Source organism: Pseudomonas fluorescens, assembly GCF_902497745.1.
Lineage (GTDB): Bacteria > Pseudomonadota > Gammaproteobacteria > Pseudomonadales > Pseudomonadaceae > Aquipseudomonas > Aquipseudomonas fluorescens_BM.
In genome coordinates, this window is the sequence record NZ_CABVHJ010000001.1 from 441,078 (window position 1) to 464,217 (window position 23,140).

At 56.6% G+C, this 23,140-nt stretch carries 20 protein-coding genes; 8 read left to right on the forward strand and 12 right to left on the reverse strand.

What is annotated here, in order from left to right:
* Positions 1-118: 118 nt before the first annotated feature.
* The 3 genes from F8N44_RS02090 to F8N44_RS02100 are packed head-to-tail and all read right to left on the reverse strand — an operon-like array spanning position 119 to position 3,871.
* Positions 119-943: a class I SAM-dependent methyltransferase gene (locus F8N44_RS02090; RefSeq protein ID WP_150649114.1), complete on the reverse strand. Its 825-nt coding sequence runs from the start codon at positions 941-943 to the stop codon at positions 119-121.
* A 55-nt stretch (positions 944-998) separates the two neighbouring features.
* The gene (locus tag F8N44_RS02095) at positions 999-2,300 is read right to left on the reverse strand and encodes a glycosyltransferase (protein WP_150649115.1); all 1,302 of its coding nucleotides are present in this window, start codon (positions 2,298-2,300) and stop codon (positions 999-1,001) included.
* Positions 2,294-3,871 carry a glycosyltransferase gene (locus F8N44_RS02100; protein WP_224794716.1) on the reverse strand — a complete coding sequence of 526 codons (1,578 nt, stop codon included), beginning with the start codon at positions 3,869-3,871 and terminating at the stop codon, positions 2,294-2,296. Before F8N44_RS02100 ends, F8N44_RS02095 begins: the two co-directional genes overlap by 7 nt.
* 426 nt (positions 3,872-4,297) lie before the next feature.
* Between F8N44_RS02100 and F8N44_RS02105 the strand changes: the two genes are divergently transcribed.
* From F8N44_RS02105 to F8N44_RS02140, 8 genes are read left to right on the forward strand one after another with little or no spacing between them, the layout of a single operon-like run.
* Positions 4,298-5,212: a GDP-mannose 4,6-dehydratase gene (locus F8N44_RS02105; protein WP_150649117.1), complete on the forward strand. Its 915-nt coding sequence runs from the start codon at positions 4,298-4,300 to the stop codon at positions 5,210-5,212.
* Positions 5,209-6,180 carry a GDP-mannose 4,6-dehydratase gene (gmd, locus tag F8N44_RS02110; protein WP_007954189.1) on the forward strand — a complete coding sequence of 324 codons (972 nt, stop codon included), beginning with the start codon at positions 5,209-5,211 and terminating at the stop codon, positions 6,178-6,180. The genes F8N44_RS02105 and gmd overlap by 4 nt, the downstream gene beginning before the upstream one ends.
* A 3-nt stretch (positions 6,181-6,183) precedes the next feature.
* The gene (locus F8N44_RS02115) at positions 6,184-7,626 is read left to right on the forward strand and encodes a mannose-1-phosphate guanylyltransferase/mannose-6-phosphate isomerase (protein ID WP_150649118.1); all 1,443 of its coding nucleotides are present in this window, start codon (positions 6,184-6,186) and stop codon (positions 7,624-7,626) included.
* Complete coding sequence (locus F8N44_RS02120) at positions 7,627-8,424, forward strand: ABC transporter permease (RefSeq protein WP_093429564.1); 798 nt, start codon at positions 7,627-7,629, stop codon at positions 8,422-8,424.
* Positions 8,424-9,677 carry an ABC transporter ATP-binding protein gene (locus F8N44_RS02125; protein WP_150649119.1) on the forward strand — a complete coding sequence of 418 codons (1,254 nt, stop codon included), beginning with the start codon at positions 8,424-8,426 and terminating at the stop codon, positions 9,675-9,677. The genes F8N44_RS02120 and F8N44_RS02125 overlap by 1 nt, the downstream gene beginning before the upstream one ends.
* Entirely contained in the window at positions 9,674-11,041 is a 1,368-nt protein-coding gene (locus F8N44_RS02130; RefSeq protein WP_150649120.1) for a glycosyltransferase family 4 protein, read from the forward strand. Before F8N44_RS02125 ends, F8N44_RS02130 begins: the two co-directional genes overlap by 4 nt.
* Positions 11,025-12,155, forward strand: a complete 1,131-nt coding sequence (locus F8N44_RS02135; protein ID WP_150649121.1) for a glycosyltransferase family 4 protein — start codon at positions 11,025-11,027, stop codon at positions 12,153-12,155. The genes F8N44_RS02130 and F8N44_RS02135 overlap by 17 nt, the downstream gene beginning before the upstream one ends.
* Entirely contained in the window at positions 12,156-13,286 is a 1,131-nt protein-coding gene (locus tag F8N44_RS02140) for a glycosyltransferase family 4 protein (protein WP_150649122.1), read from the forward strand. It abuts the gene before it with no gap.
* A gap of 138 nt (positions 13,287-13,424) precedes the next feature.
* On the opposite strand, the gene F8N44_RS02150 is transcribed toward F8N44_RS02140, so the two are convergent.
* The 9 genes from F8N44_RS02150 to F8N44_RS02190 all read right to left on the reverse strand — a co-directional run bounded on the left by F8N44_RS02150 (position 13,425) and on the right by F8N44_RS02190 (position 22,929).
* Positions 13,425-15,455, reverse strand: a complete 2,031-nt coding sequence (locus F8N44_RS02150; protein WP_150649124.1) for a pyridoxamine 5'-phosphate oxidase family protein — start codon at positions 15,453-15,455, stop codon at positions 13,425-13,427.
* 45 nt (positions 15,456-15,500) lie between these two features.
* Positions 15,501-16,127, reverse strand: a complete 627-nt coding sequence (locus F8N44_RS02155; RefSeq protein WP_150649125.1) for a glutathione S-transferase family protein — start codon at positions 16,125-16,127, stop codon at positions 15,501-15,503.
* A 105-nt stretch (positions 16,128-16,232) separates the two neighbouring features.
* A complete protein-coding gene (locus tag F8N44_RS02160) occupies positions 16,233-17,159 on the reverse strand; it encodes a LysR family transcriptional regulator (RefSeq protein WP_150649126.1) in 927 nt (308 codons plus the stop codon).
* Positions 17,160-17,622: 463 nt separating this feature from the next.
* Positions 17,623-18,966: a hypothetical protein gene (locus F8N44_RS02165; protein WP_150649127.1), complete on the reverse strand. Its 1,344-nt coding sequence runs from the start codon at positions 18,964-18,966 to the stop codon at positions 17,623-17,625.
* Complete coding sequence (locus F8N44_RS02170) at positions 18,963-20,120, reverse strand: UvrD-helicase domain-containing protein (RefSeq protein WP_150649128.1); 1,158 nt, start codon at positions 20,118-20,120, stop codon at positions 18,963-18,965. The genes F8N44_RS02165 and F8N44_RS02170 overlap by 4 nt, the downstream gene beginning before the upstream one ends.
* An 18-nt stretch (positions 20,121-20,138) precedes the next feature.
* Positions 20,139-21,488 (reverse strand): protein kinase domain-containing protein, encoded by a 1,350-nt coding sequence (locus F8N44_RS02175; protein WP_150649129.1) that lies wholly within the window; start codon positions 21,486-21,488, stop codon positions 20,139-20,141.
* Positions 21,489-21,505: 17 nt separating this feature from the next.
* Positions 21,506-22,012, reverse strand: coding sequence for a hypothetical protein (locus F8N44_RS02180; protein ID WP_150649130.1), 507 nt, complete (start codon positions 22,010-22,012; stop codon positions 21,506-21,508).
* A 143-nt stretch (positions 22,013-22,155) separates the two neighbouring features.
* Positions 22,156-22,488, reverse strand: a complete 333-nt coding sequence (locus F8N44_RS02185; RefSeq protein WP_150649131.1) for a hypothetical protein — start codon at positions 22,486-22,488, stop codon at positions 22,156-22,158.
* A gap of 177 nt (positions 22,489-22,665) precedes the next feature.
* A complete protein-coding gene (locus F8N44_RS02190; protein ID WP_150649132.1) occupies positions 22,666-22,929 on the reverse strand; it encodes a hypothetical protein in 264 nt (87 codons plus the stop codon).
* Between the last annotated feature and the right edge of the window lie 211 nt (positions 22,930-23,140).

The window sequence follows — 23,140 nt, forward strand, 5'->3', positions numbered from 1 at the left end:
AAGGTTACACAAAACCTTGTGGGAGCGAGCCTGCTCGCGAAGGCATTGTGTCATTCAACCACGATGTCGACTGACACGGCCTCTTCGCGAGCAGGCTCGCTCCCACAAAGGAAAGTGCTCAGGGTTTACGGGCAATGATTACCTGGCTCTTCGCGACAACGGCATCCAGCGCCTGCTTGATCTGCGCCCCACGCGGCGAGTCGAGCACGGCTTGCCAGGTGTCGGCCCAGTGATTGAGCAGCGGATGATCCGGGTTGCTGAATTCGACCTTGGCCTCCCAGAACAGCAGCATCCACATCGACCAGTAAAATCCGTACTGGCTGTGGCTGATGATCTCCAGCCCTGCCTCGCTGACCATCGCCTTGAATTGCTCTTCGCTGATGATGCGAATGTGGTTGGGCTTCTGGAAATACTCGGCGGCGGCGATGTCTTTTTGCAGGTCTTCGGAACTTGGGTGCGGCACGCTCAACAGGTACAGCGCGCCCGGCTTGCCGACACGTACCAGTTCAGCGAGAAACTGCGCCGGGTCGTCAACATGCTCGATGACTTCGGTGGAAACCACGCGCGTCGCCGTGGCGTCGGCGATCGGCAATGGGTTGCAGTCGGTGACGTGGCATTCGACGTCCCGTGCTGGCGTGTCACTCAGGCGCTGGCGGGTCGCTTCGACTTTGCCTGCGTCGATGTCGGCAATGATGATCTTCGCTCCGCGCATGCCGCAAAAATGCACGTTGCCGCCATCGCCGCAGCCGACGTCGAGCAGCGTGTCATCGGCAGTCACCGGGAAGCCTTTGAACAACTCGCCGGTTGCCTGATTGAACCAGCCACTGAGCATCGCATCGTGCAGGCCGAGCATGTACGGATCGGTCTTCCCGGCAGCTGCGACTGGCTGCTCGGTGACCGGTGCAGGCGTGCCCGCCGTGAGTTTCTTCAAAAGGCTCAGCATGAGGTGGCTCCAAAAGATGGGACGACGGTTCGGGACGTGCCGAGGTGTTTGCTGTTCATGCTTCACGGACTTCCATGGCGGCCAGGCGTTGCTCGAACAACTGCGCGAGGAACACCTGCAGACGCTGTTCAGCCACGGCCTGACTGCAGAAGCCTTGCAGGCTGTTGACCGCTTGCGCCGACATCTGTGCATAACGCGCCGGCTGGTTTTTCGCCACCTCGTAACTGGCTTGATAGGCCTCGCACAACGACGCCCAGCTGGTCACGTAACGCAGCGTGCGAAAGGCCCGGCGCGGGTCGTGCGGCCAGGCGGTAAGTTCATCGGTGGACTCGATCAGGAAGGCGTTGTCGGCGCTCAGGTAATCGATCATCGCCGTGGTGCGCGGCGCCACCGCCGGTTTGCCGCAGGACATGAACTCCATCAGCGGCAAGCACTGACCTTCACCATATGAGGTGTTGACCACGTAACGGGTGGCCTGTACCAGCCGCTCGTAATCCGGGTCGGCGAGGTAGCCGTAGATCAGCACGATGCGGCAGCGATAGGACTGGTTTTTGTACAAGTGATGCAGGATATCGCCGAGCGCTTCTTCGGCGTCGTGATGAGTCAGTTTGAGCACCAGCGTGGCATCTTCGACGTCGCGAAAACTCACGCAAAAAGCGCTGAGCATGTCTTCCCAGTTCTTGCGCCCGTCACCGGGATTGAACACTGAGGTGTACACCACGCCGTCAAGCAACAACGCCTGCTCGGTAATCGGCGCGGCAAAATCAATCCCTTCGCCACTGCGCAAATGCGCCGGGCCGAACGCATTCAGATCGAGGGTTCGACTGTCCGCCACCAGGCCTTTAATGGTCAGACACAGCGGTTCAGTCGAGTTTTTACCCTGCAACTGCGCGCCACGTGCCGCAAAGCGATCCCACACCGGTGCCGGTACCGCGACGATCGGGTAATCCTCGGTCATCGCCTCGCGCACGGCGTTGACCGTGTAACTGGAATGGGTGATCGCCGCGCCACAAGCTGCCAGCACGGTGCGCCAGTCGTTGCGCGGTTCACCGGCAAACGGCTCGTTGGGAATGGTGCTGAATTCCCACGCAAATACCGGCAACGTCGGGCACGCCAGGTGCACCGGGGTACGGTGCGGCGGCGAGAACGACAGAAACACACAGGGCTCGCCACGGCTCAGGCATTCCCGGTACAGCGTATCGACTTCAGTTTGGGGATCGAGCACTTCCACCACCCGTCCCAGCCGTTCGAGCACCGGGCGATATTCCTTGAGCACGAAGTAATAGCTGTACTCCGAACGCCCGAGATTCTGCGCAATCGTGTGCTGGTTGGTTTCCGAATGAATGATGATCAGCATGAGGCGTTATCCGTCACGGGCGTGGCATCGGCAGAATTGGGCGTCAGCGCGAGAAAGTCCGCCATGCGTTTTTGCACCGGCGCGAACGCGCAGTAATCGTGCATGCGTTCGATGGCAGCCACCGACATCCGCTGATAGTCCTGTGGCCGGGCCTTGGCCATCCGATAGCTGTTTTCGTAGGCGCTCTTCAGCGAGCCCCAGTCCGGGCGGTAACGCAACGTGCGGTAGATGATCCGCGTGTCCTGCGGCCAGATCGTCAGCTCTTCACTGGACTTGACCACGAACGCTACTGCGTCATCGATGTAATCTTCCATCGCCGTGTGATCGGGAGCGATCACCGGTTTGCCGCTGGACATGAACTCCATCAGCGGCAGGCACAACCCTTCGCAGCGCGAGGCATTCACATAGAAACTCGCCGCCTGATAGAGCCTGGCGTACTGCGCGTCGTCGAGGTAACCGTGCATCACCACCACTCGACAAGCGAACGGCGTGAGCTGCGCGAGCAAAGTCATCAACTCGCTGTAATAGGAGGCCAGATCGTTCTGGGTAATTTTCAACACCAGCGTCGCGTCGGACGTTTCACGAAATGCCCAACAGAACGCGGTAATCAGTTGGTGCCAGTTCTTGCGGCCATCCTTGGGGTTGAACACGGTGACGTAAACCACGCCGTCGACCGTGGTCTCGACCACCGCGGTGGTGTCCGGCAAATCCAGTGGCACGGGTTCCACAACAGGCACCGGCAGCGCGCCACACACCGCCGGCAGGCGTTGTTCGAGCCAGCCGTGCAGCGTGTCCGGCACCAGGTCGCGAATGCCTTCCCAATACCAGTTGTAGAGAAATTTCACCCGTGGCACCGGCTCGATCTGCTCGTGCCCGAGATTCAGCGCCCACAGCCGCAGGTAATGTCGGGCAATGACGAAGCGGCGTTTGAGGGTCAGCGGTGGCGGGCGCGCGGCTTCGATTGCGGCGGCCAGCGCGGCCTCTTCTTCAGGCGTGATCGGCACCGGAATCAGCGCATCGGCTGAGAGGCCAAGGGTGCGCGTGTCGAAAATGCAGCCCCTGATCGCCAGCGAAGTGCCCGGATTCACGGGTGTACTCAGCGTCTGCTGACGAATCGTTGCGAAGTTTTCCCACAGCGGTGTTGGCAATACCAACACCGGAAAGTCTTCACCCATGGCGCAACGAATTGCCCGGGCGGTGTGGCTCGACAGCGTGATAACGCGACCCTGACGGGCAAGCATCTGCGTCCAGTCCTGGCGCGGGTCGTTGTCCCACTGCTCATCAGGAATCGAATCGAACTCCCAGGCCACCACGCACATCGTCGGGCATTCCAGGTCGACCGGGGTTTTCTGCGGCGGGGTGAACGACAGGAACAGGCTGTCTTCGCCGGCGTCGCGCAGCTGTCGATAGAGCGTATCGACATCGGCGGGGGACGCCACCACGTGCACGCGCCCAAGGCTTTCCAGCATCGGGCGATAAGCCTTGAGCACAAAGTAATAGCTGTATTCGGGACGCCCGAGACTCTGGCTGATGGAACTGTCGTTGACGTCCGAGTAAAGAATGAAATTCATGGCATCCCACGATGAAAGTGCCATCCCGGCACCTTCATGCTATGACGGCCGTGCGTTGGATCGAGTCGGCATGGCCGGCCCTCGTCCTTCGTCATCGGGTGCGTCTTCGTTCTTGTTTTAGTGGTCGGTTTCACCCTGCGTCGCGGTTCCCGAATCAAAGCCCGGGATTTGGCGACGAGGGGCATTCTAAACACATCCGTCGAGGATTCGTGAACCGCCCGGCGAGAATAAATCCGCTACGCTGACGAGAACTGACCAGTCACGGTATGGCCAGTTGAAATTGCTCGGCAATTGGCACAGATTGGCAGCAAATAACTACAACAACGTTTTCGCCTGTCGTCTTAGCGGTTTTTCCGACCGGTCTGACAGACCCTTCTCTAGAGCCTGTAGGAAGTGCCGCGAAAACCAAGACCAAGGGGTCGCTGTTTGAAAAAGCGTCTGTTCGTCACGGGTCTCAGTGGATTCGTTGGACAACATATTCAGTCACGTTTGGCCTCGCCTGACTCTGCGTGGGAACTGCTGCCTGCAGCTTCACGCTACGACCTGACGGCTCCAGACAACCTTGTCGACCTGTGGCCGCAAATGCCTGACGCGGTCATTCATCTGGCCGGCCAGACGTTCGTCCCCGAAGCCTTCCGCGACCCGGCACGGACCTTCGACATCAATCTGCTCGGCACCCTCAATCTGTTGCAGGCTCTCAAGGCCCGTGGTTTTCAGGGCACCTTCCTGTACGTCAGCTCCGGCGACGTTTACGGCCAGGTCAGCGAAAGCGATCTGCCGATCACCGAACAACAAGCGCCCTGCCCGCGCAATCCGTATGCGGTGAGCAAACTCTCGGCCGAGTTTCTCAGCCTGCAATGGGGTTTGAGTGAGGACTGGCCGGTGCTCGTTGCGCGGCCGTTCAACCACATCGGCACAGGACAGAAAGAAAGTTTCGTCATCGCCAGTGCCGCCCGCCAGATCAATCGCATCAAACAGGGCCTGCAAGCCCCGCAACTGGAAGTCGGCGATATCGACGTCACGCGGGATTTCCTCGATGTCGGTGATGTGATTTCGGCCTATTTCGCGCTGCTGGAGAACGGTCTACCGGGACAGGTTTACAACATCTGCTCAGGGCGCGAGCAGAGCATCCGCAGTCTGATTGAACAACTGGCCGATCTGGCCGAAGTGCCAGTGCAACTGGTTCAAGATCCGGCACGCATGCGCCGCGCCGACCAGCGCCGCGTTTGCGGCAGTCACACCAAGCTGACCCGGACCACCGGATGGACGCCTGAAATCACAACACAACAATCCCTGCGGGCGATCCTGTCCGACTGGGAGAAGCGAGTAAAACAAGAATGACTAAAAGTGCACTGATCACAGGGATTACTGGCCAGGACGGCGCATATCTGGCCAGACTGTTGCTCGACAAGGGCTACAAGGTCCATGGCCTGGTGGCACGACGCAGCAGCGATTCGCGCTGGCGCCTGCGCGAGATGGGTGTCGAAGCCGACATTGTTTATCTCGATGGCGACATGGCCGATGCCTGCTCGGTGCAGCGTGCGGTCATCAAGTCGGCGCCGGACGAGGTGTATAACCTCGCCGCGCAAAGCTTTGTCGCCGCCTCGTGGGATCAACCGGTGACCACCGGCATCGTCGACGGCCTGGGCGTTACCCATCTGCTCGAAGCGATCCGTCAATTCAGCCCGCACACCCGCTTCTATCAGGCTTCGACCAGCGAAATGTTCGGTCTGATCCAGGCCGAACAGCAAGACGAAAACACACCGTTCTACCCACGCAGCCCTTACGGTGTGGCCAAGTTGTACGGCCACTGGATCACCGTCAACTACCGCGAAAGCTTCAACCTGCACGCCAGCAGCGGCATTCTTTTCAACCATGAATCGCCACTGCGCGGCATCGAGTTCGTGACCCGCAAAGTCACCGACGCCGCTGCACGCATCAAGCAGGGCAAACAGCAGGAACTGGCCCTGGGCAACATTGACGCCAAGCGTGATTGGGGTTTTGCCGGCGATTACGTCGAAGCCATGTGGCTGATGCTGCAACAGGACAAGCCTGACGATTTCGTGGTCGCCACTGGCGTCACCACCACGGTACGCGAAATGTGCCGCATCGCCTTCGATCACGTCGGCCTCAACTACCGCGATTACGTGAAGATCGACCCGGCCTTCTTCCGCCCGGCCGAAGTCGAAGTGCTGCTCGGCAATCCGGCCAAGGCTCAGCGCGTACTGGGCTGGAAGCCGAAAACCGACCTGGATACCTTGATCCGCATGATGATGGATGCGGACATGAAACGCGTCGCCAAGGAGTAGGCCATGCTGATCCCCGTGATTCTGTCCGGCGGTGCCGGCACCCGTTTGTGGCCGGTGTCCCGCGAGGGCCATCCCAAGCCGTTCATGACCCTGCCCGACGGCCAGTCGCTGCTCGGCAAGACCTATCAGCGCGCGGCGGCTTTGCTCGACGGCTGGGGCGACATCGTCACGGTGACCAATCGCGAGTACTACTTCCAGAGCAAGGATCACTATTGCGCCGCCCACGTGTCGCGCCATCGCGGGCACTTCCTGCTCGAGCCGACCGGGCGCAACACCGCGCCGGCCATCGCTGCAGCGGCGTTGTCGCTGCAAGCGTTGCACGGTGACGACGCGATCATGGTGGTGATGCCCGCCGACCATTTGATCGTCAATCAGGACGCGCTGAAAACGGCGGTCGAGCACGCGGTCAATCTGGCCAAAGACGGCTATCTGGTGACCTTCGGCGTGATCCCGACCGCAGCGGAAACCGGCTTCGGTTACATCGAAACCGGTGCACCGCTGGACGCCAAAGGCGCGGCGAAAGTGCAGCGCTTCGTCGAAAAACCCGATCTGCAAACCGCCACGCATTATCTGGAAAGCGGCAACTTCCTGTGGAATTCGGGGATGTTCTGCTTCACCACCGCGACCTTGATTGCTGAACTGCATTTGCACGCGCCCGAGTTGCTGGAGCAGACCCGCGCCTGCATGGACGTCAGCGCGCCGATCGAAACCGCCGGCTGCCTGCAACAGGAACTGTCGCCGGCACTGTTCGCGGAAATCACTGACATCTCGATCGACTACGCGCTGATGGAGCGCTCGGAAAAAGTCGTCGTGGTTCCCGCCGGATTCGACTGGAGCGACATTGGCTCGTGGGGTGCCGTCGCGGCACTGGTCCCGGCCGATGCCGACAACAACCGCGCCAGCGGCGAAGCCATCTTCATCGACAGCCACAACAACTTCGTGCAGAGCGAAGGCCGACTGATAGCGACGGTGGGTGTGGATAACCTGATCGTGGTCGACACCGCCGACGCGGTGCTGGTGGCCCACGCCGACCGTGCGCAGGACGTGCGGCGCGTGGCCAAGCAGCTAAAAGACAAATCCCACGAAGCCTATCGGCTGCATCGTACCGTCAGTCGACCGTGGGGCACCTACACCGTTCTGGAGGAAGGCCCGCGCTTCAAGATCAAGCGCATCGTGGTCAAACCCGGTGGCAAGCTCTCGCTGCAAATGCACCATCACCGCAATGAGCACTGGGTGGTGGTCGAAGGCATGGCCAAGGTCACCAACAACGGCTCCGGCACGACGCTGGTGGCCAAGAACGAATCGACCTTCATCGCCGCGGGCCACAAGCATCGTCTGGAAAACCCCGGGGTGATCGATCTGGTGATCATCGAAGTGCAAAGCGGCGAATACCTGGGAGAGGACGACATCGTCCGCTTCGAAGACCAATACGGCAGGACGGTTTAAATGCTGCTTTCCCTGTACCGCTCGTTGCATGGCTACCGGGGTTTCATCCTCGGCAGCGTGCAGCGAGAGTTTCAAGCGCGATACCGCAATTCGCTGTTCGGCGCCTTGTGGCCGATTTTCAATCCGCTGTCGATGATCATTGTTTACACCGTGATCTTTTCCCACATCATGCGCGCCCGATTGCCGGGTGTGGATGACAGCATGGCCTACAGTGTTTATCTCTGCGCCGGGTTGCTGGCGTGGGGACTGTTTTCCGAAATTACCTTGCGCAGCCAGAACATGTTTCTGGAGAACGCCAACCTGCTGAAGAAAATCAGTTTCCCGCGCATCTGCCTGCCGGTCATCGTGCTGTGCAATGCCGGGATCAACTTCGCGATCATCATCAGTCTGTTTCTCGGCTTTCTGCTGATCACCGGGCGCTGGCCGGGCATGGCGCTGCTGGCGCTGATTCCATTGATCGCCCTGCAAATGATGTTCTGCGCCGGGTTGGGCATGGTGCTCGGCGTGTTGAACGTGTTCTTCCGCGATGTCGGCCAGCTCTTCGGCATCTGCCTGCAATTCTGGTTCTGGCTGACGCCGATCGTTTACCCGATCACGATCCTGCCGGAATGGGTGCAGCGCCTGTTGCAACTCAATCCGCTGACCAACCTGTTCAGCAGTTATCAGAACCTGTTTCTCTACGGACAGTGGCCGGTCTGGAGCTCACTGCTGCCGATCTTCGTCACGGGCGTGCTGTTTTGTCTGATCGGTCTGCGGCTGTTTCGCCAGCGCGTCGGCGAAATGGTGGATGAACTCTGATGGGGCATATTCGCGTTACCGGCCTGAGCAAGGCCTACAAACAATATCCCAACCGCTGGAGCCGACTGGCCGAGTGGCTGATCCCTTTTTCGCCGATCCGCCACCACCAGCACTGGGTGCTGCAAGACGTCGAATTCGAAATAGCCCCCGGTGAAGCCGTAGGCATCGTCGGCGCCAACGGCGCGGGCAAAAGCACCCTGCTGAAGATGATCACCGGCACCACCCAACCCACCACCGGCAAGATCGAACTGCAAGGCCGCGTGGCCGCGCTGCTGGAGCTGGGCATGGGTTTCCACCCGGATTTCACCGGGCGCCAGAACGCAATCATGGCCGGTCAATTGCTGGGCATGCAGCTCGAAGAAATCGAAGCACTGATGCCCGACATCGAGCATTTCGCCGAGATCGGCGACGCTATCGACCATCCGGTGCGTACCTATTCCAGCGGCATGCAGATGCGCCTGGCATTCAGCGTCGCCACAGCCCGGCGCCCGGACATTCTCATTGTCGATGAAGCACTGTCGGTGGGTGACGCCTACTTCCAGCACAAAAGCTTCGAACGCATCCGCAGCTTCCGCAAATCCGGCACCACGCTGCTGATCGTGTCCCACGACCGCTCGGCGATTCAGTCGATCTGCGACTCGGCCATCCTGCTCAAGGACGGCCGCATGGCCATGTACGGTAAACCGGAACCGGTGCTCGACTACTACAACGCGCTGATGGCCGAACGCGAAGGTCAGATCGTGCGACAGGAAATGCTCGCCGGCGGCGAAGTGCAAACGATATCAGGCACGGGCGAAGCGGCGATTCTTGGTGTGCGCCTGCTCGACGAAAACGATCGCAGCATCGACGCCGCCGAAGTCGGCCAACCGGTGGTGCTCGAAGTTCAGGTCGAGGTGCGCAAGGACATCGAACGGTTGGTGCTGGGCTTCATCCTCAAGGATCGCCTGGGTCAGATGATGTACGGCATCAACACCCATCGCCTCGACAAGGCATTGACCGACCTGCACGCCGGCGAGCGTTTCACCTACCGCTTCTCGTTCATCATGGGTTTGGGCAAAGGCAATTATTCCGTGTCGCTGAGCCTGTCGCGTCTGGACTCGCACCTCGATCGCAATTTCGAATGGCGCGACTACGGGTTGGTATTCCACGTGATCAACAACCGTCAGGAAGATTTCGTCGGCTGCTCATGGCTCGGTGCCAAGACCACCATCACTCGCGACACCGAGGCCCGGCACGTGGAGCGTGCGCCATGACCCGCTTGCTGGTCGAATGCACCCATGTGTTCAAACACCCGGCCATCAATTCGGGTATTCAGCGAGTGGTGCGCAACGTCATCAAGCAACTGCCCGCCAGCGCCGCAGGTGTGGAGTGCATGCCGGTGGTGATACTCAATGGCGAGCTCTATCGCGTGTTGCAACTGGCACCGTTCGATACGCCTTTTTTCAACAGGCTTGAAACCTTCGGCGGACGACTGGAGCGCCTCGCTCATCGCTTCTGGCAGTGGCATCAGCGACGTGATGCGCAACTCAACTCAAAACTGGCGCGACGGATTTTATATGTCGGCTACCGACTGACGATCTTCGCTGCGTTCGGCCTGCCGATCCGCCTGATCCGGCGGATCAATCGCCGGCAACTGCTCAAACGTTGCTCACCGCTGCAACACCAGCCGGGCGATCAGCTGGTGTTGCTGGACTCGTCATGGCACTCGGATCTTTTCGCCCACGTCGAACGGCTCAAACGTGACGGCGTCGGTATGATTGCGGTGATCTACGACCTGATCCCGCTGACTCATCCGCAGTTTTACGACACGCGTCTGGTCGAGGTTTTCAGCGAGTGGTTCGACTGGATCACCCGCACGGCGGATGGCTACATGGCGATTTCCGCCACGGTGCGCGATCAGGTGCGAGAAGAATTGCGCCAGCGAATCGGTGTCGGGCAAACCAGTCAACGCTGGTTCGATTTCTTTCACTTGGGTTCCGAACTGGATCTGCACAACGACGAGGCAATGGTCGAACCGCGCTTGAAGCAACTGTTCACCACCTCTGAGCCCGTCTACCTGATGGTCAGCACCATCGAGCCGCGCAAAAACCACGCCTATCTGCTTGATGCCTTCGAGCACGCCTGGGCCGCGGGCTCAACCGCGCGGCTGTGCATCGCCGGACGGGTCGGCTGGAAATGCGACGCCCTGCTCGCCCGGGTGCGCAATCATCCCGATTTGAACCGGCGCCTGTTCATGTTCAACGACCTCAGCGACACCAGCCTGGAACACGCTTACGCCCACGCCAGTGCGTTGGTGTTCCCTTCGTTCGTCGAAGGGTTTGGCTTGCCGCTGGTGGAGGCCATGCAGCGTGGCTTGCCGGCGATGGGCAGTGATATTGCGGTGTTCCGCGAAATTGGCGGCGAGTTCATGGCCTATTTCGATCTGCAGGATCCGCAAAGCCTCGCCCGGTTGATTATCGGATTTCAGCGCAGCGGCCAGTTCCCCGCAGCTCGCGATGTTGCCGATTGGCAGTGGATCGGCTGGCGGGAAGCGAGCCTGCAACTGGTCGAACGCAGTGCGCGCAATGTTCTGGGAGCGCCAACGGCGCCAGCGAGTCAGCATGCGCATTGCTCTTAACGCGCGCATTCTGCAGGCGCCGCGCACCGGCATCGGTCAATACGTCGCCGAACTGGTCAACGCCTTGCGCAATGAACCCGACGTGGACGTGACGTTGTTCCACGGCTGGGGCTGGAGTTCGGCACTGCCGGAAGCGGCCATGCCCGGCTATTCGCGATTGACGCCACTGCTGCGGCAGATCCCCGGTGCCTATCAGGCGCGCCGCTGGCTGGAGCAGAAACGCTTCGATCAGGGCCGCGCGCAAGGTATCGATCTCTATCACGAACCGAGCCTGTGGCCACTGGCATTCGATGGCCCGACGGTGATCACCCTGCACGACCTGACTCACCTGCATTTCCCTGAGACCCAGCCACCGGCACGGCTCAAGGAGATCGAGCGCCGACTGGCCGCCGGAGTACAACAGGCGCAGGTGATTCTCACCGACTCACAGGCGATTGCCGACGAAGCCCAGGATTATTTCGGCCTGCCAGCCGAGCGATTTGTGGTGGCGCCGCTGGGGGTTGCCGAGCGCTTTCATCCGCGCGAGGCCAGCGCCATTGACGCGGTACTCAAGGCGCATGCGGTGGAGTCGCGGGAATATTTCCTTTGTGTCGGCACGCTGGAGCCGCGCAAGAACCTTGGCCTGGCCCTGCGCGCCCATGCCCTGTTACCGGAGGCGGTGCGCCAGCGCTTTCCATTGCTGATTGTCGGCATGGCCGGGTGGCAGCGCGAGCAATTCAGTGAACCGTTGCGTCAGGCACTGGCCAGCGGGCATGTGTGCCTGCTCGGTTATCTGCCCGATGAACAGGTCGCGCAATTGCTGGCCGGTGCCCGCGTACTGATTTTTCCGTCGCTGTATGAAGGTTTTGGCCTGCCAGTACTGGAGGCCATGGCCAGTGGCACACCGGTGGTGCTCACGCGTTCTTCGGCGATGCCGGAAGTCGCGGGCGCAGCGGGCAACTATATTGAAGCTGACGATGCAGAAGGCCTGCGTGATGCGCTGAGCCGACTGATCGACGATCAAGCGCATTGGCAGGCATGCCAAGAAGCCGGGTTGCAGCAGTCACGGCTTTTTTCCTGGAAGCGTTGTGCACAGGCGACGGCCGGTGCCTACCGCCAGGCCATGGGAGGTTGAATGCGAGTTCTTCATTTTTTCAAGACGTACCTGCCTGACTCGGTCGGCGGCATTGAGCAAGTGATCTTCCAGCTCTGCGAAAGCGGCGCCCAGCATGGCATCGATGGCCGGGTGCTGACGCTCAGTGCCGACCCGACACCGCCCGTGGTGCAATTGGGTCAGCACGAAGTGCACCGGGCCAGACTCGACATCCAGTTCGCCTCCACCGGTTTTTCCTGGAGCGTGTTCAAACAGTTTCGCGAAATGGCAGCCGAGGCCGACGTGGTCAATTACCACTTTCCGTGGCCGTTCATGGACCTGGTGCATTTCGCCAGTGCGATGAACAAACCGAGCGTTGTGACTTACCACTCGGACATTATTCGCCAGAAGCACCTGCTCAAACTCTACCGGCCGTTGATGAACCGCTTCCTCGCCAGCGCCGACCGCATCGTTGCCGCTTCGCCGAACTACCTGCACACCAGCGATGTGCTACAGCAGTTCCAGGACAAGACCCGAGTGATTCCCTACGGTTTGAACAAGGCCGGTTATCCACAGCCGGATGCCGAGCGCATGAACCGCTGGCGCCAGCAGCTTGGGGATAAGTTTTTTCTGTTTGTCGGCGTGATGCGTTACTACAAAGGCCTGCACATTCTGCTTGAGGCCCTGAAAGACGTGGATTATCCCGTGGTCATCGTCGGTGCCGGGCCACTGGAACTGGAACTGCACGCGCAGGCGCAGGCGCTGGGCCTGCGCAACATTCACTTCCTCGGACGTCTGGGTGACGAAGACAAGGTCGCGCTGCTGGAACTGAGCTACGCCATCGTCTTCCCGTCGCACCTGCGTTCGGAAGCGTTCGGCATTTCCTTGCTGGAAGGCGCGATGTACGGCAAGCCGATGATCTCCAGCGAGATCGGCACTGGCACCAGTTACATCAATATCCACAACGAGACGGGATTGGTCGTGCCGCCGAGTCATCCACAGGCGTTTCGTGAAGCGATGCGCACACTGTGGGAAGACCCGGTACGCGCCGCCGCGATGGGTGTGAAGGCCGAAGCGCGTTATCGGCAGTTATTCACAGCCGATGACATGGGGCGCAAGTGGACGGCGTTGTATCAGGAATTGCTGGAAGAGAAATCGCTGTCGTACGCCTGAACCCTGTTTTGGAACACATACCAACTGTGGGAGCGAGCCTGCTCGCGAATGCGGTCTGTCAGCAACAATGATGCTGACTGATCCGACGCATTCGCGAGCAGGCTCGCTCCCACAGGGGTATTTGTGGTGGGTTCGGAATTACAGATCCAGCACTAGAGGCTGCGTGCTTTGCGCCGGAACGGCACAGCAAATCAGCACATGCCCCGCTTCCGGAATATCCGCCGGCACCTGTGGATAATTCACCGCACCACTGACCAGCCGGGTCTTGCAGGTTCCACACGAACCACCGCGGCAACTGAACTCCGGACGCAATCCGCGACTTTCCGCCAGTTCCAGCAGACTCCCGCCATCCGGCTGCCAGCGTGCCTCTTTCGCCGAGCGCTCGAACACCACCGGCACCGATGTGGTCGCAGCGGGCGGTTGTTCGATAACGATCGCGTCCGGATCGGCCTGACGTTTCAGCGTCGACGGGCCGAAGGTTTCCGCATGAATCTGCGTGTCGCGCACGTCCAGTTCGCGCAAGGTATCGTACAAGCCTTGAGTAAAACCGCCGGGGCCGCAGAGGACAAAGTCGAGCTGATCAAAGTCCTCGGCATCCAGCACCTTTCTCAGCACTTGCGCGTCAATACGCCCCGACAGATCGAAATCCTCACCTTCGTGCAGTTCCGCTTCCGGCTGGCTGAGAAGACGCAGGACTCGCACAGAATCGCCTGCGGTTTCGAGCAGACGATCCAGCTCCTTGCGAAATGGCTGATCCGCCAGACTGCGCGAACTCTGCAGCAACAGCGTCGGACGAATCCCCCGCGTGCGTAAGCCTTGGTAAACCACCTCGCGCAGCATCGACAGCAACGGCGTGATGCCGACCCCGGCAGCCAGCAGCACCAACGGTCGCTGTTCCAGCGGCGCCACGGTGAAATGTCCCTGCGGCGCCCGCGCCTCGAGCACATCACCAACGCGAATCTGCTCATGCAGGTGCGTGGAAATCAGCCCTTCGCGCTTCACGCTGATCCGGTAGAAACCATCCGATGGCGCACTCGAAAGACTGTAGGTGCGGATATGCACCTCGCCATCAATAGTGAAACGCACTGGCAAATGCTGACCCGCGAGAAACACTGGCAACCCGGCGCCATCGGTTGGCTCCAGATAAATTGAACGGATGCTGCGACTTTCTGCTTCGATCTTCGCTACGCGCAACGGCCGCCATTGATTACCCAGTGCCTGCGCCTGCAAACGCGCGTCCGCCTCGGCCCAATTGCCGGTCAACAGACTGGTCGGCGACATACCGTCGAAGCGCCAGCGCAACGCCAGTGCGGCCGGGCGGCGCACCAGCTTCTCCACCTCAAATGTCCACAGCCGCTCCGCACCTTGAAAGGCTTCGATCTGCGGGTCATCGAGAAGGATCTCGGTACGCCCGCTCAGTTGCAGCAGATCACCTGTGGAAAAGTCGATGAACAGCAAGCCAGCCTTGGGGTTGAGCAGTAAATTGCCGAGGGTGTTGAAGTGCAGATTGCCGGCGAAGTCAGGGATGGTCAGACGATTGCCTTCCACCCGTACGAAACCGGCCTGGCCGCCACGATGAGAAACATCCACTGCCCGCTGACCGTCGACATCCACATAACTGGCGACAAAAAACGTATCGGCGCCAGTGATCAGCGCGGTGGCCGCATTATCGAGGCCGTTCAGATGCTCAGCCGGACGTGTCTGCGGATCCGTCAGCGGCACACGCTGAAACTGGCGCAGTTGAATGTACTGCGGGCAGTTGCCGAAGGCCTGATCCACGCTCACATCGAATCCGTCAGCCGTCAGATTGCCAACATGACCGTTGAGGCGATTGCGCCGACGGGTGTGCAACTCGATGCCGAGCAAACCGATAGGTTCGCCATTGCGCAGTTGCGCCGGGTCATTGGCAGCGGTCTGACTGGCGAAATGCAGATGCTCGGGATCCGGCGAATGGGCAAACCCCGGCGCACCTTCAAGCACACTGGCCCATGGCCGCCCGTCCGTATCGACGGCGCCGTACAGCATGAAAGGCAATTGCTGATAGAACTCGCGGTGCTGGTCTGGCATCCAGGTGCGAATCACCTTACGCCCAAAGGCTTCCATGCGATCGGCGACCCCGACTTTTGCCTGCAACTGTTGCTCGCCGGCATGCCACGGTGAACGTTCCATCATGACCTCTCCTCTGCACCCTCGGCACAGTGTGGATTGTGAGAATCAGACTGCGGTTTGCAGACCGGCAACAGTGCGTGGCATGCCGACAAAACCGGGCAAGGCTTCAACCCGGGCCAGCCAGGCGCGAACGTAGGCGTAATCATCCAGCGACACATTGCCTTCCGGTGCATGGGCGATGTAACTGTAGGCCGAAACGTCGGCAATGGTCGGTTCGGCACCGGCCAGATACGCCGTTTTGCCCAACTCGGCATCCATCACCTTGAGCAGGTTGTGCGCACGGGTAATCGCTTCTTCAGCATTCAGTTGCGCGCCGAATACGGTGACCAGTCGCGCCGCAGCGGGGCCGAATGCAATCGGCCCGGCGGCCGCCGACAACCAGCGCTGCACATGTGCTGCACCGACCGGGTCGGTAGGCAGCCAACGACCGTTGCCATATTTCTGCGCCAGGTACACCAGAATTGCGTTGGAGTCGGCCAGCACTACGCCGTCGTCATCGATTGCTGGTACCTGCCCGAAGCTGTTGATCGCCAGATACGCTGGCTGTTTGTGTTCACCTTTCGCCAGATCGACGAAGATCAGCTCGGTCGGCAGTTGCAGCAGGGACAACATCAGCTCGACACGGTGGGCGTGGCCGGAACGTGGGAAGTTGTAGAGTTTGATCGCTTGCATGGTCGACTCCGCTGAACAGGGGCGCCGCTGCGGGGATGAGCGCGCCGATGGAAGCCATCTTGCGCTGATCGCGAAAACAACAGAATCACCAGCAAACGCAATCGATTATTTCACTGAGTGCAATAACGCTGCATTTTTCAACGCTGGATGTTCGCGCAAAGCCTCTGCCGTGAAATCGACAAAACTGCGGATCCGCGCTGGAGCCTTGCGCCCCCCCTGATACACGACATGAATCGGCAGCGGTGGCAATTCGAATTCCGCGAGGACGATTTCCAGCTCACCGGCGGCAACCTGGCTCGCCACTTGATAGGACAGCACACGGGTCAAACCCAGGCCCATGCAAGTTGCGGTAATCGCAGCCTGATTGGCGGTAACGATCAGACGCGGCTCGGGACGCACACTCAGCGGTTCGCCATCATCGAGAAACGGCCAGGTGCGTTGCTGGCCAATCGCTGAAGTCGCCACCACCGGCGCTCCCGCCAATGCGTGGGGATGAGCCGGTCGGCCATATTTGGCAAAGTAGTCCGGCGAGCCGCAAATGACCCGACGCACCTCACCCACCCGAATCGCATGCTGACTGCTGTCCGGCAGATCACCGATGCGCACCGCCACATCGATACCCTCCTCGACCATGTTGACGATCCGATCAACCAGTACGGCGTTAATCGTGACATCCGGATACTGCGCGAGATAACGTGCCATCAGCGGCGTCACAAACAAATCACCGAACAACACCGGCGCCGTCACCGTCAGTTGTCCACGCGGCTCGGCGTGACTGCCCGCCGCTGAATCCTCGGCTTCCTGCACCTCGGCGAGAATCCTCCGGCAATCTTCAAGATACCGTTGCCCCGCTTCGCTCAAATGCACACTGCGTGTGGTGCGAATCAGCAACTGCGTACCGATGCGCTGCTCTAGCGCCGCGACCGCACGCGTGACGCTGGCCGCTGACAGACCCAGACGTCGCGCAGCGGAGGAGAAACCTTGCTCCTGAGCGACTGTGGTGAAGATGTGCATTTCCTGGAAGCGATCCATGGAGCCTCTCGAATCAGATACAAAAATCGCAGCCGAAGCTGCGATTTTTTGTGCTGAACCTACGAAATAAAGTCTGTCGAATCGAGCCCTGCAAGTTCAGGGATTAACCGGCGGACAAAGCAGAAATAAAGTCAGTCGAAAACCCGGTTTTAAACGTTTTGGCGTGCAATCTACTAAATAAAGTCTGTCGGAAACCGGTGCCACATTCCTACGAGATAAAAACTACCGCATCTCCGATTTTCTATGGCTTGCCGCACCGCCGAACATCATGATGCCGTAGGTATCTCCAGCCGTCGAACGTCCAGTTGAGAAGCCGACTGACTAAGCTAAGAGCTACGAGATCACATCTCAGCCACCGCTGTAGGTACTTAACCGCCCAAAGATTGATGCACGACCAAGGTCAGCTGCTATCCTTTTCCATGCATCATCGATATTTGCGCTACCTAAAAAGCACATGAAATCTCTACTTCTTCCTTCCTCGCGGCTTGCCTAGCGTGCTGCCAGAGCGGAGGCGCTGACCCTCAACAATGCCACAAGCCTCCTCTAAAGCACGCATCGCTATCATTAGACTTCCGCGTAACGCCTCTTCACGCTCTATGGCTTCAGATGTTTCTTGGGTCCTTTGCGAGGAAGCTTTTCGTTTGGCGACGTTGGCGAAAGAACCCACGATCATAGGTGCAAGTTCGACGTCTATGAGCCACGGAGAACGCGTACGAAATGGAAGAGGCGCACTCCGCCTCCTATCAAGGAGAATCCTGAGCTCCCCAATTGAAATATCCGAAGTTACTTCGGAGTTTAGTTGAAGCCCTTGATTCAACACAGTCCATCCAAAACCATTGAAATTTCGAAGTGCTGACTCACGACCTAACATAACTGCGAAAGCACAATATGCCGCCACAACCAGCCCCGAAGAATCCATACTTCGTGCAAGATCTAGAAATTCAAATGATCCTAACTCTATTAAGCTAATTAGAAACCCCAACTCTAAAGGGCTGCGAGATTTATCATTGGAGCTCCCAAGAGCGTCCATGACTATATCATATCTTTTTTCTCTACTGCTAACGGCCCGTAACTCGCGGGTAATCTGAGGAATCGTACGCTGAAGCAGATCACGCTGGCCCCAATCGATTTGTCTTTCTAGCCATGCTTGGATCTGATGGCCTAAAATTTCAGATGAAGCTTCTTTACCTTCCGAACTATCAGAAAGAGTCCGTAGAAAATCAGACAAACTCAAAATATTAGTTACTGTAGTAAAATTAACTTCATTTTCGGTTATTTCACTTGCCTCCAACCACCGCTCCGCGAGACCAGAAAGCGATTTACCTTGCCACCCTCTAATTATCGCTTGCGCACAAACAAATGATAACGTTCGACGAACAGAGTCCATTCCCATGGTTCGAAGATCGGCTTCCGAACTTATAAGTGATGTGAGCTCACCAATAATTAAACCCACAAACCCCAAAGCTCTAGTAGCATCAAGCTGCTTGAATTCATACGGATTTTCACATCCAAAATCTTCAACAGCCCATGCTTTCATTGCAGATGTAACTGGTGTCACGGCACTTGGTAGCGCTAGCAATCTTGGGAGCAAACTACTTATATTTTCTCTAGAAGTAACTATTATAGAGGGAACGTCATTATTTATGTTGTAGTCGTCTACCCATAGGATACGTACCTGATTAGGAGCCAAAGGGGCTCCGAGTTCAAAGTCTCTGATTAGATAAGATGTGTCCTTCAGCTCTCTAGGCCGTGAAAGAGCACGCACCAGATCGCCAGCTTCGACATTGACATTTCGAAACCTTTTCATATTTTTCTTCCGAATAAGCTCTTTATAGAAATTTTATCAACGTTAGGCTTCGCGATCGCCGATGCGAAGAAAGCATGAAGAGGCTTTTCGTGATAGATATCTAAGACAGTTTTAGCTCGTGTAACTGCCATGAAAGCAACTCTTCGTTCGTGTTTATTGAAAGCCGAAAAATCATCTGCAGAAACTATATGCGTGCACCGGTATTCAAGACCTTTGGAGGAATGGACCGTACTTACCCATATGGGAAGCGCTGGATCAAATTCGCGACTCATAGCATTAGTGACAAAGCCAGACAAATCCGGATCCTTGTTAAGCTTTCCGACAACCTCTTTGACTCGATCTCGGTGGGGAATGAGAACGCCAAGCATTTGATTTGGGTAGACAGCTAACTGTTTAACTAATTTTTTAATTAGTACTTTTATTTGGGAGTCCAGATCAATACCACCGGTAACGTCAACGTCGCCCCGATCACCTTTATATTGATGAGTTTCGAGCATAGAGGTGTGCCCAAGTTTTCCGGCCATAATTTTGTCGGCAACCTCAAGAATGGCGGGAGCGACTCGATGGTGATACTTTAGGGTAATCGATGCCCCCCAACTATACTCTTGAAGCCATTGAGATCCAGAGACACCAGTGCCGTAAATTCCTTGACGTGAATCAGCAGCACAGCATAAATTCTTCGCCAGATATTTGAAAATGTTCAAGTCTTCTGCGGAATAATCCTGCGCTTCGTCAATAAATATGACTGGGTAGGAATTCTGGCCATTGCCGCTACTCATCAGCTCAGCCATCGCGAGCTTTATTGCCGTATCTCTTTCCGCGTAAGACTCTCCGTCTACTCGCGGCGGCAAAAAATCGTGATCACCGAGAACCTGCTCTAACAATTTACGCTGAGTTATAATCCGGTTCTCAGGGAATGAGTAAAGACCCGCACCTGTACGGACAAAATTTTGCAACAAGCTGGTGTAGCAAATAATGTAAAACTCCGCATCAGGCGATGCAAGTACTAAGTGATTTGCTCGAAGCAGGAGCAAGTTTGTCTTGCCACTTCCTGGGGGGCCCTTAAGGATTATGTCTGAATCGAGGTCTTCCTCAAGAACTTTGATCTGTTCGTCAAGTAATTCATTTTCATCAATCCACCATGTCCCAGACATCGCTAAGTCTCCATTTTTTTATTCGGCAATCAACTCTTCGATTATCGTAATCATCCAATCTTGAAACTTATCGGAGAAAGTTTCAAGATTCTCTAGAGCAGGTCCAAGTTTTGTCCAGCCAATTTCTGTGTCTGCTAGCCCTTTAGATGCTCTCACATAAACATCTACAGTTTGCCTGTCCTGGAAAGTCTCTATCGCAATTTGAAAGCGAAAATTCGTATTGAGACCAAGCTTGGGTGCTGGATCAAAGGCGTAGGTAATGGCTGGGCCAGGATATATGTGCCCGTTGATAGCTGTCGCTCTGGAAGGCATAATAGTGCTTAGCTCGGCAAGTGCAGCATCGAATTGAGCTCTGGCAAAATTAACCGTCTGGGCTACTCTCACTTCATCTAATCGGCGACTTTCCAACCTCTCGAGCACGTCAGTGCGGCCTATAATATTATTAAGTCTCAGCCTTTTTTGCAGAGCATCTTTTCTTGCAGAAAGCGATGGTTTACTTGGTTCGCTATCGGAGATCATAAAGTCCTCCCAGCAAACTAACTCAAGCCTTTCAAGTGGTTGTTTTAGTAGACAACGGGTCGCAAGACTGCACAAATGATTGTCGACTTCGTCAGATGCCACTACAACTTGCTCGTTGTTTATCGCTACCACGAGATCGGCGTGTCTCCCAGTCGCGTTGTAAAAAATAGGCTTCCGGATAATAAGATCATGTAGTACTGCACCGATTTGATAAAAAGTTATGGCTCGCCAACCATTTAGAGAGTCATCCTCACGGCCATGTATCATCTCGGGCGGACTATATTGATGCGTACCAATAAAGGCTTTTGACACCTGCAAAAGAGTAGCTGAACTGTCGCCATGTGGTTTCATAACACCGAAATCTAGCAACTTCAAAGAAGAAAAGTCTTCATTTACATGAATATTACTTGGCTTTATATCTCGATGTGTAAAGCCCCACATTTCAAGTTGCATGGCAGCACTGGCTAATTGTTCTATCAGCACCGCTATATTTTGGGGAGGGATTAAATGTAGGACTTCGCTGAGGGGACGCCCCTCTGCAACTTCCATCGCGACGAAGAAGTGCCCAGTATTTTCGCACACACCTGCGTCAATGATATTTACAATGTTTTTGTGTCGTTTTTCTATCAGAGTCCGTTCACGATTAACTCTTACCTGCTGCGCCTCCCGGCCATACTGCTCGGTCAGTGCGGGGTGAAATACTTTCAAGACTGCTACCCGCTCAGCATGCTGCGCGTGCAAAATAACAGCCGATTTTCCATGCGATATATAACCTGTTAGCTTCCAGCCAGCCACCTCTTGGCCCGCTATAAGTTTGTCCGAAAAAACCTTGGCCTCTGCAAAATCCATTTATATTTCTCGAGCAATTAGCAGCGGATGTAACGGAAATTGTCGGCAACTAGCATAACCTCGCATCCACTAGCAGCCGCCTCACTTAGCCCATCATTGTAATGTTGTACGAAATCAAGAGAGTCCATGTGTGAACGTATTTCTAAAGCACTGGGGTTAGAGTTACTCCAGTAGAATTGATAAACCCCAAATAAATCTTTACATTTAGCACTGTAGCAAACTGAGTAATTTCCGACTGGCTCAATTACTATTAGCGAAAAATCCCCATTAACATATCCCGCCGCGGTAAGGGCATCGCCCGTACAAAATAGCGCTTTTTCCCTATAAGCAATGCCGAACCTATCAGAGAACCACTCGTTCAAAATTTGATGAATAGCGAGCGGCATATCCCGAGGTCTTCTTGCCCTCTGTAGATTTGGATTGGAGATGACCCCCATAGCGCCTGATAGGTACTTGGCTGAATGCGCACGAAAAAGCTTTGGGCCAACTGATACCATTTTTCCTTCCTTTTCAATGGGATCCACGATCACAAACAATCTAGTACCGTAGGTAGCGCCTCCTTGGCCCAATGAAGCGCAGTGGGAGTGGTCATATGCTTTTACCCATCATAGATTCATCCAGCGAGGCTGGGGGAATTGTTCATACGCATCATCCCTCGAGGATAGCATTAGCCCGCGGGTTTGACCGAAACCAACTCTATGTATCTAAATTTCTTGCGAGCGGCATTCGTTGCCTCTATCTCGGCTTGGAGCGTGCTCAAGGTGTGCGCCTCATGGATGAACAACTCAGTCGTTCCCTCAAACTCAATACCTACTCGCAAGGTGACCACCACTTTGGGACCGACCGATCCTGACACCTTTTGTTTTGCTACTGGCTTGCGACGCGATGGAGCTGAAGCAAAGCTCTCCTCCTGTCCCCCTGTAGGAACAGGCGATGAAACTGCTTCGGCAGATCCAAACAAGGCTTGACGCATTTCTTCTTCAGAAAGATTTGGGCACATGATCAATTGTCCAAGGAGTGTTTACGCCGGAGGGCTTACCAAGATCCCCCGCACGCCTTTCAACCGTTGTCAGTTGACCATGCCGAATATCGAAATCGGATGGAGATCTGCCTATCTCGATTTCAGCAGCTTCCTTTAAGGCGATTTGGAAATAGCACCCCGGTAAACATAGATTTTCTATGGAAATTTCCGAATCTCGAACTGGTCGATTTCTGTGATCAGAAAAATTTGATCGTCACTTGATACGAAACGACCGGCGATCCCTTCAATAATCAAGCCTTTAAGCAAATCACCTTCCACCTTTCCGTTTGTTGGTACGAACCGGCGTACGGCGGCATCCATGGACAGATAGGCACCAAACTCAAGCCTGGCGATTACGCTTCCATTACCGTCGTATACATCAAAAACACCGTTGGGAATTTCGTCTATTGTCATCTTCATACTGAATTTCCTTCTACTGCCGATATTCCAAGCCGAACCTGGCGAGAACAGAGTTCACCTGTGCAGCCAAAGACTGCGCCGCCTGATCGTGGATCTGCTCGTATCTTCCAGCTGCGGCCTTCGCTCGTTTTTCGCCTCAACATTTCGACGCTCACGTGCTTTAGCCTGCACGTCTCCAGCCTCGATCCAATCTCGAAAAGCCTTTTAAGCA

Excerpts from the sequence above, each read along its gene's own strand:
- F8N44_RS02100 (WP_224794716.1), bottom strand. The coding sequence starts at position 3,871 with ATGAATTTCATTCTTTACTCGGACGTCAACGACAGTTCCATCAGCCAG.
- F8N44_RS02175 (WP_150649129.1), bottom strand. The coding sequence starts at position 21,488 with ATGGATTTTGCAGAGGCCAAGGTTTTTTCGGACAAACTTATAGCGGGC.
- F8N44_RS02190 (WP_150649132.1), bottom strand. The coding sequence starts at position 22,929 with ATGAAGATGACAATAGACGAAATTCCCAACGGTGTTTTTGATGTATAC.
- F8N44_RS02160 (WP_150649126.1), bottom strand. The coding sequence starts at position 17,159 with ATGGATCGCTTCCAGGAAATGCACATCTTCACCACAGTCGCTCAGGAG.
- gmd (WP_007954189.1), top strand. The coding sequence starts at position 5,209 with ATGACTAAAAGTGCACTGATCACAGGGATTACTGGCCAGGACGGCGCA.
- F8N44_RS02135 (WP_150649121.1), top strand. The coding sequence starts at position 11,025 with ATGCGCATTGCTCTTAACGCGCGCATTCTGCAGGCGCCGCGCACCGGC.
- F8N44_RS02155 (WP_150649125.1), bottom strand. The coding sequence starts at position 16,127 with ATGCAAGCGATCAAACTCTACAACTTCCCACGTTCCGGCCACGCCCAC.
- F8N44_RS02185 (WP_150649131.1), bottom strand. The coding sequence starts at position 22,488 with ATGTGCCCAAATCTTTCTGAAGAAGAAATGCGTCAAGCCTTGTTTGGA.
- F8N44_RS02125 (WP_150649119.1), top strand. The coding sequence starts at position 8,424 with ATGGGGCATATTCGCGTTACCGGCCTGAGCAAGGCCTACAAACAATAT.
- F8N44_RS02095 (WP_150649115.1), bottom strand. The coding sequence starts at position 2,300 with ATGCTGATCATCATTCATTCGGAAACCAACCAGCACACGATTGCGCAG.
- F8N44_RS02150 (WP_150649124.1), bottom strand. The coding sequence starts at position 15,455 with ATGGAACGTTCACCGTGGCATGCCGGCGAGCAACAGTTGCAGGCAAAA.
- F8N44_RS02140 (WP_150649122.1), top strand. The coding sequence starts at position 12,156 with ATGCGAGTTCTTCATTTTTTCAAGACGTACCTGCCTGACTCGGTCGGC.
- F8N44_RS02130 (WP_150649120.1), top strand. The coding sequence starts at position 9,674 with ATGACCCGCTTGCTGGTCGAATGCACCCATGTGTTCAAACACCCGGCC.
- F8N44_RS02170 (WP_150649128.1), bottom strand. The coding sequence starts at position 20,120 with ATGTCTGGGACATGGTGGATTGATGAAAATGAATTACTTGACGAACAG.
- F8N44_RS02120 (WP_093429564.1), top strand. The coding sequence starts at position 7,627 with ATGCTGCTTTCCCTGTACCGCTCGTTGCATGGCTACCGGGGTTTCATC.
- F8N44_RS02090 (WP_150649114.1), bottom strand. The coding sequence starts at position 943 with ATGCTGAGCCTTTTGAAGAAACTCACGGCGGGCACGCCTGCACCGGTC.
- F8N44_RS02115 (WP_150649118.1), top strand. The coding sequence starts at position 6,184 with ATGCTGATCCCCGTGATTCTGTCCGGCGGTGCCGGCACCCGTTTGTGG.
- F8N44_RS02165 (WP_150649127.1), bottom strand. The coding sequence starts at position 18,966 with ATGAAAAGGTTTCGAAATGTCAATGTCGAAGCTGGCGATCTGGTGCGT.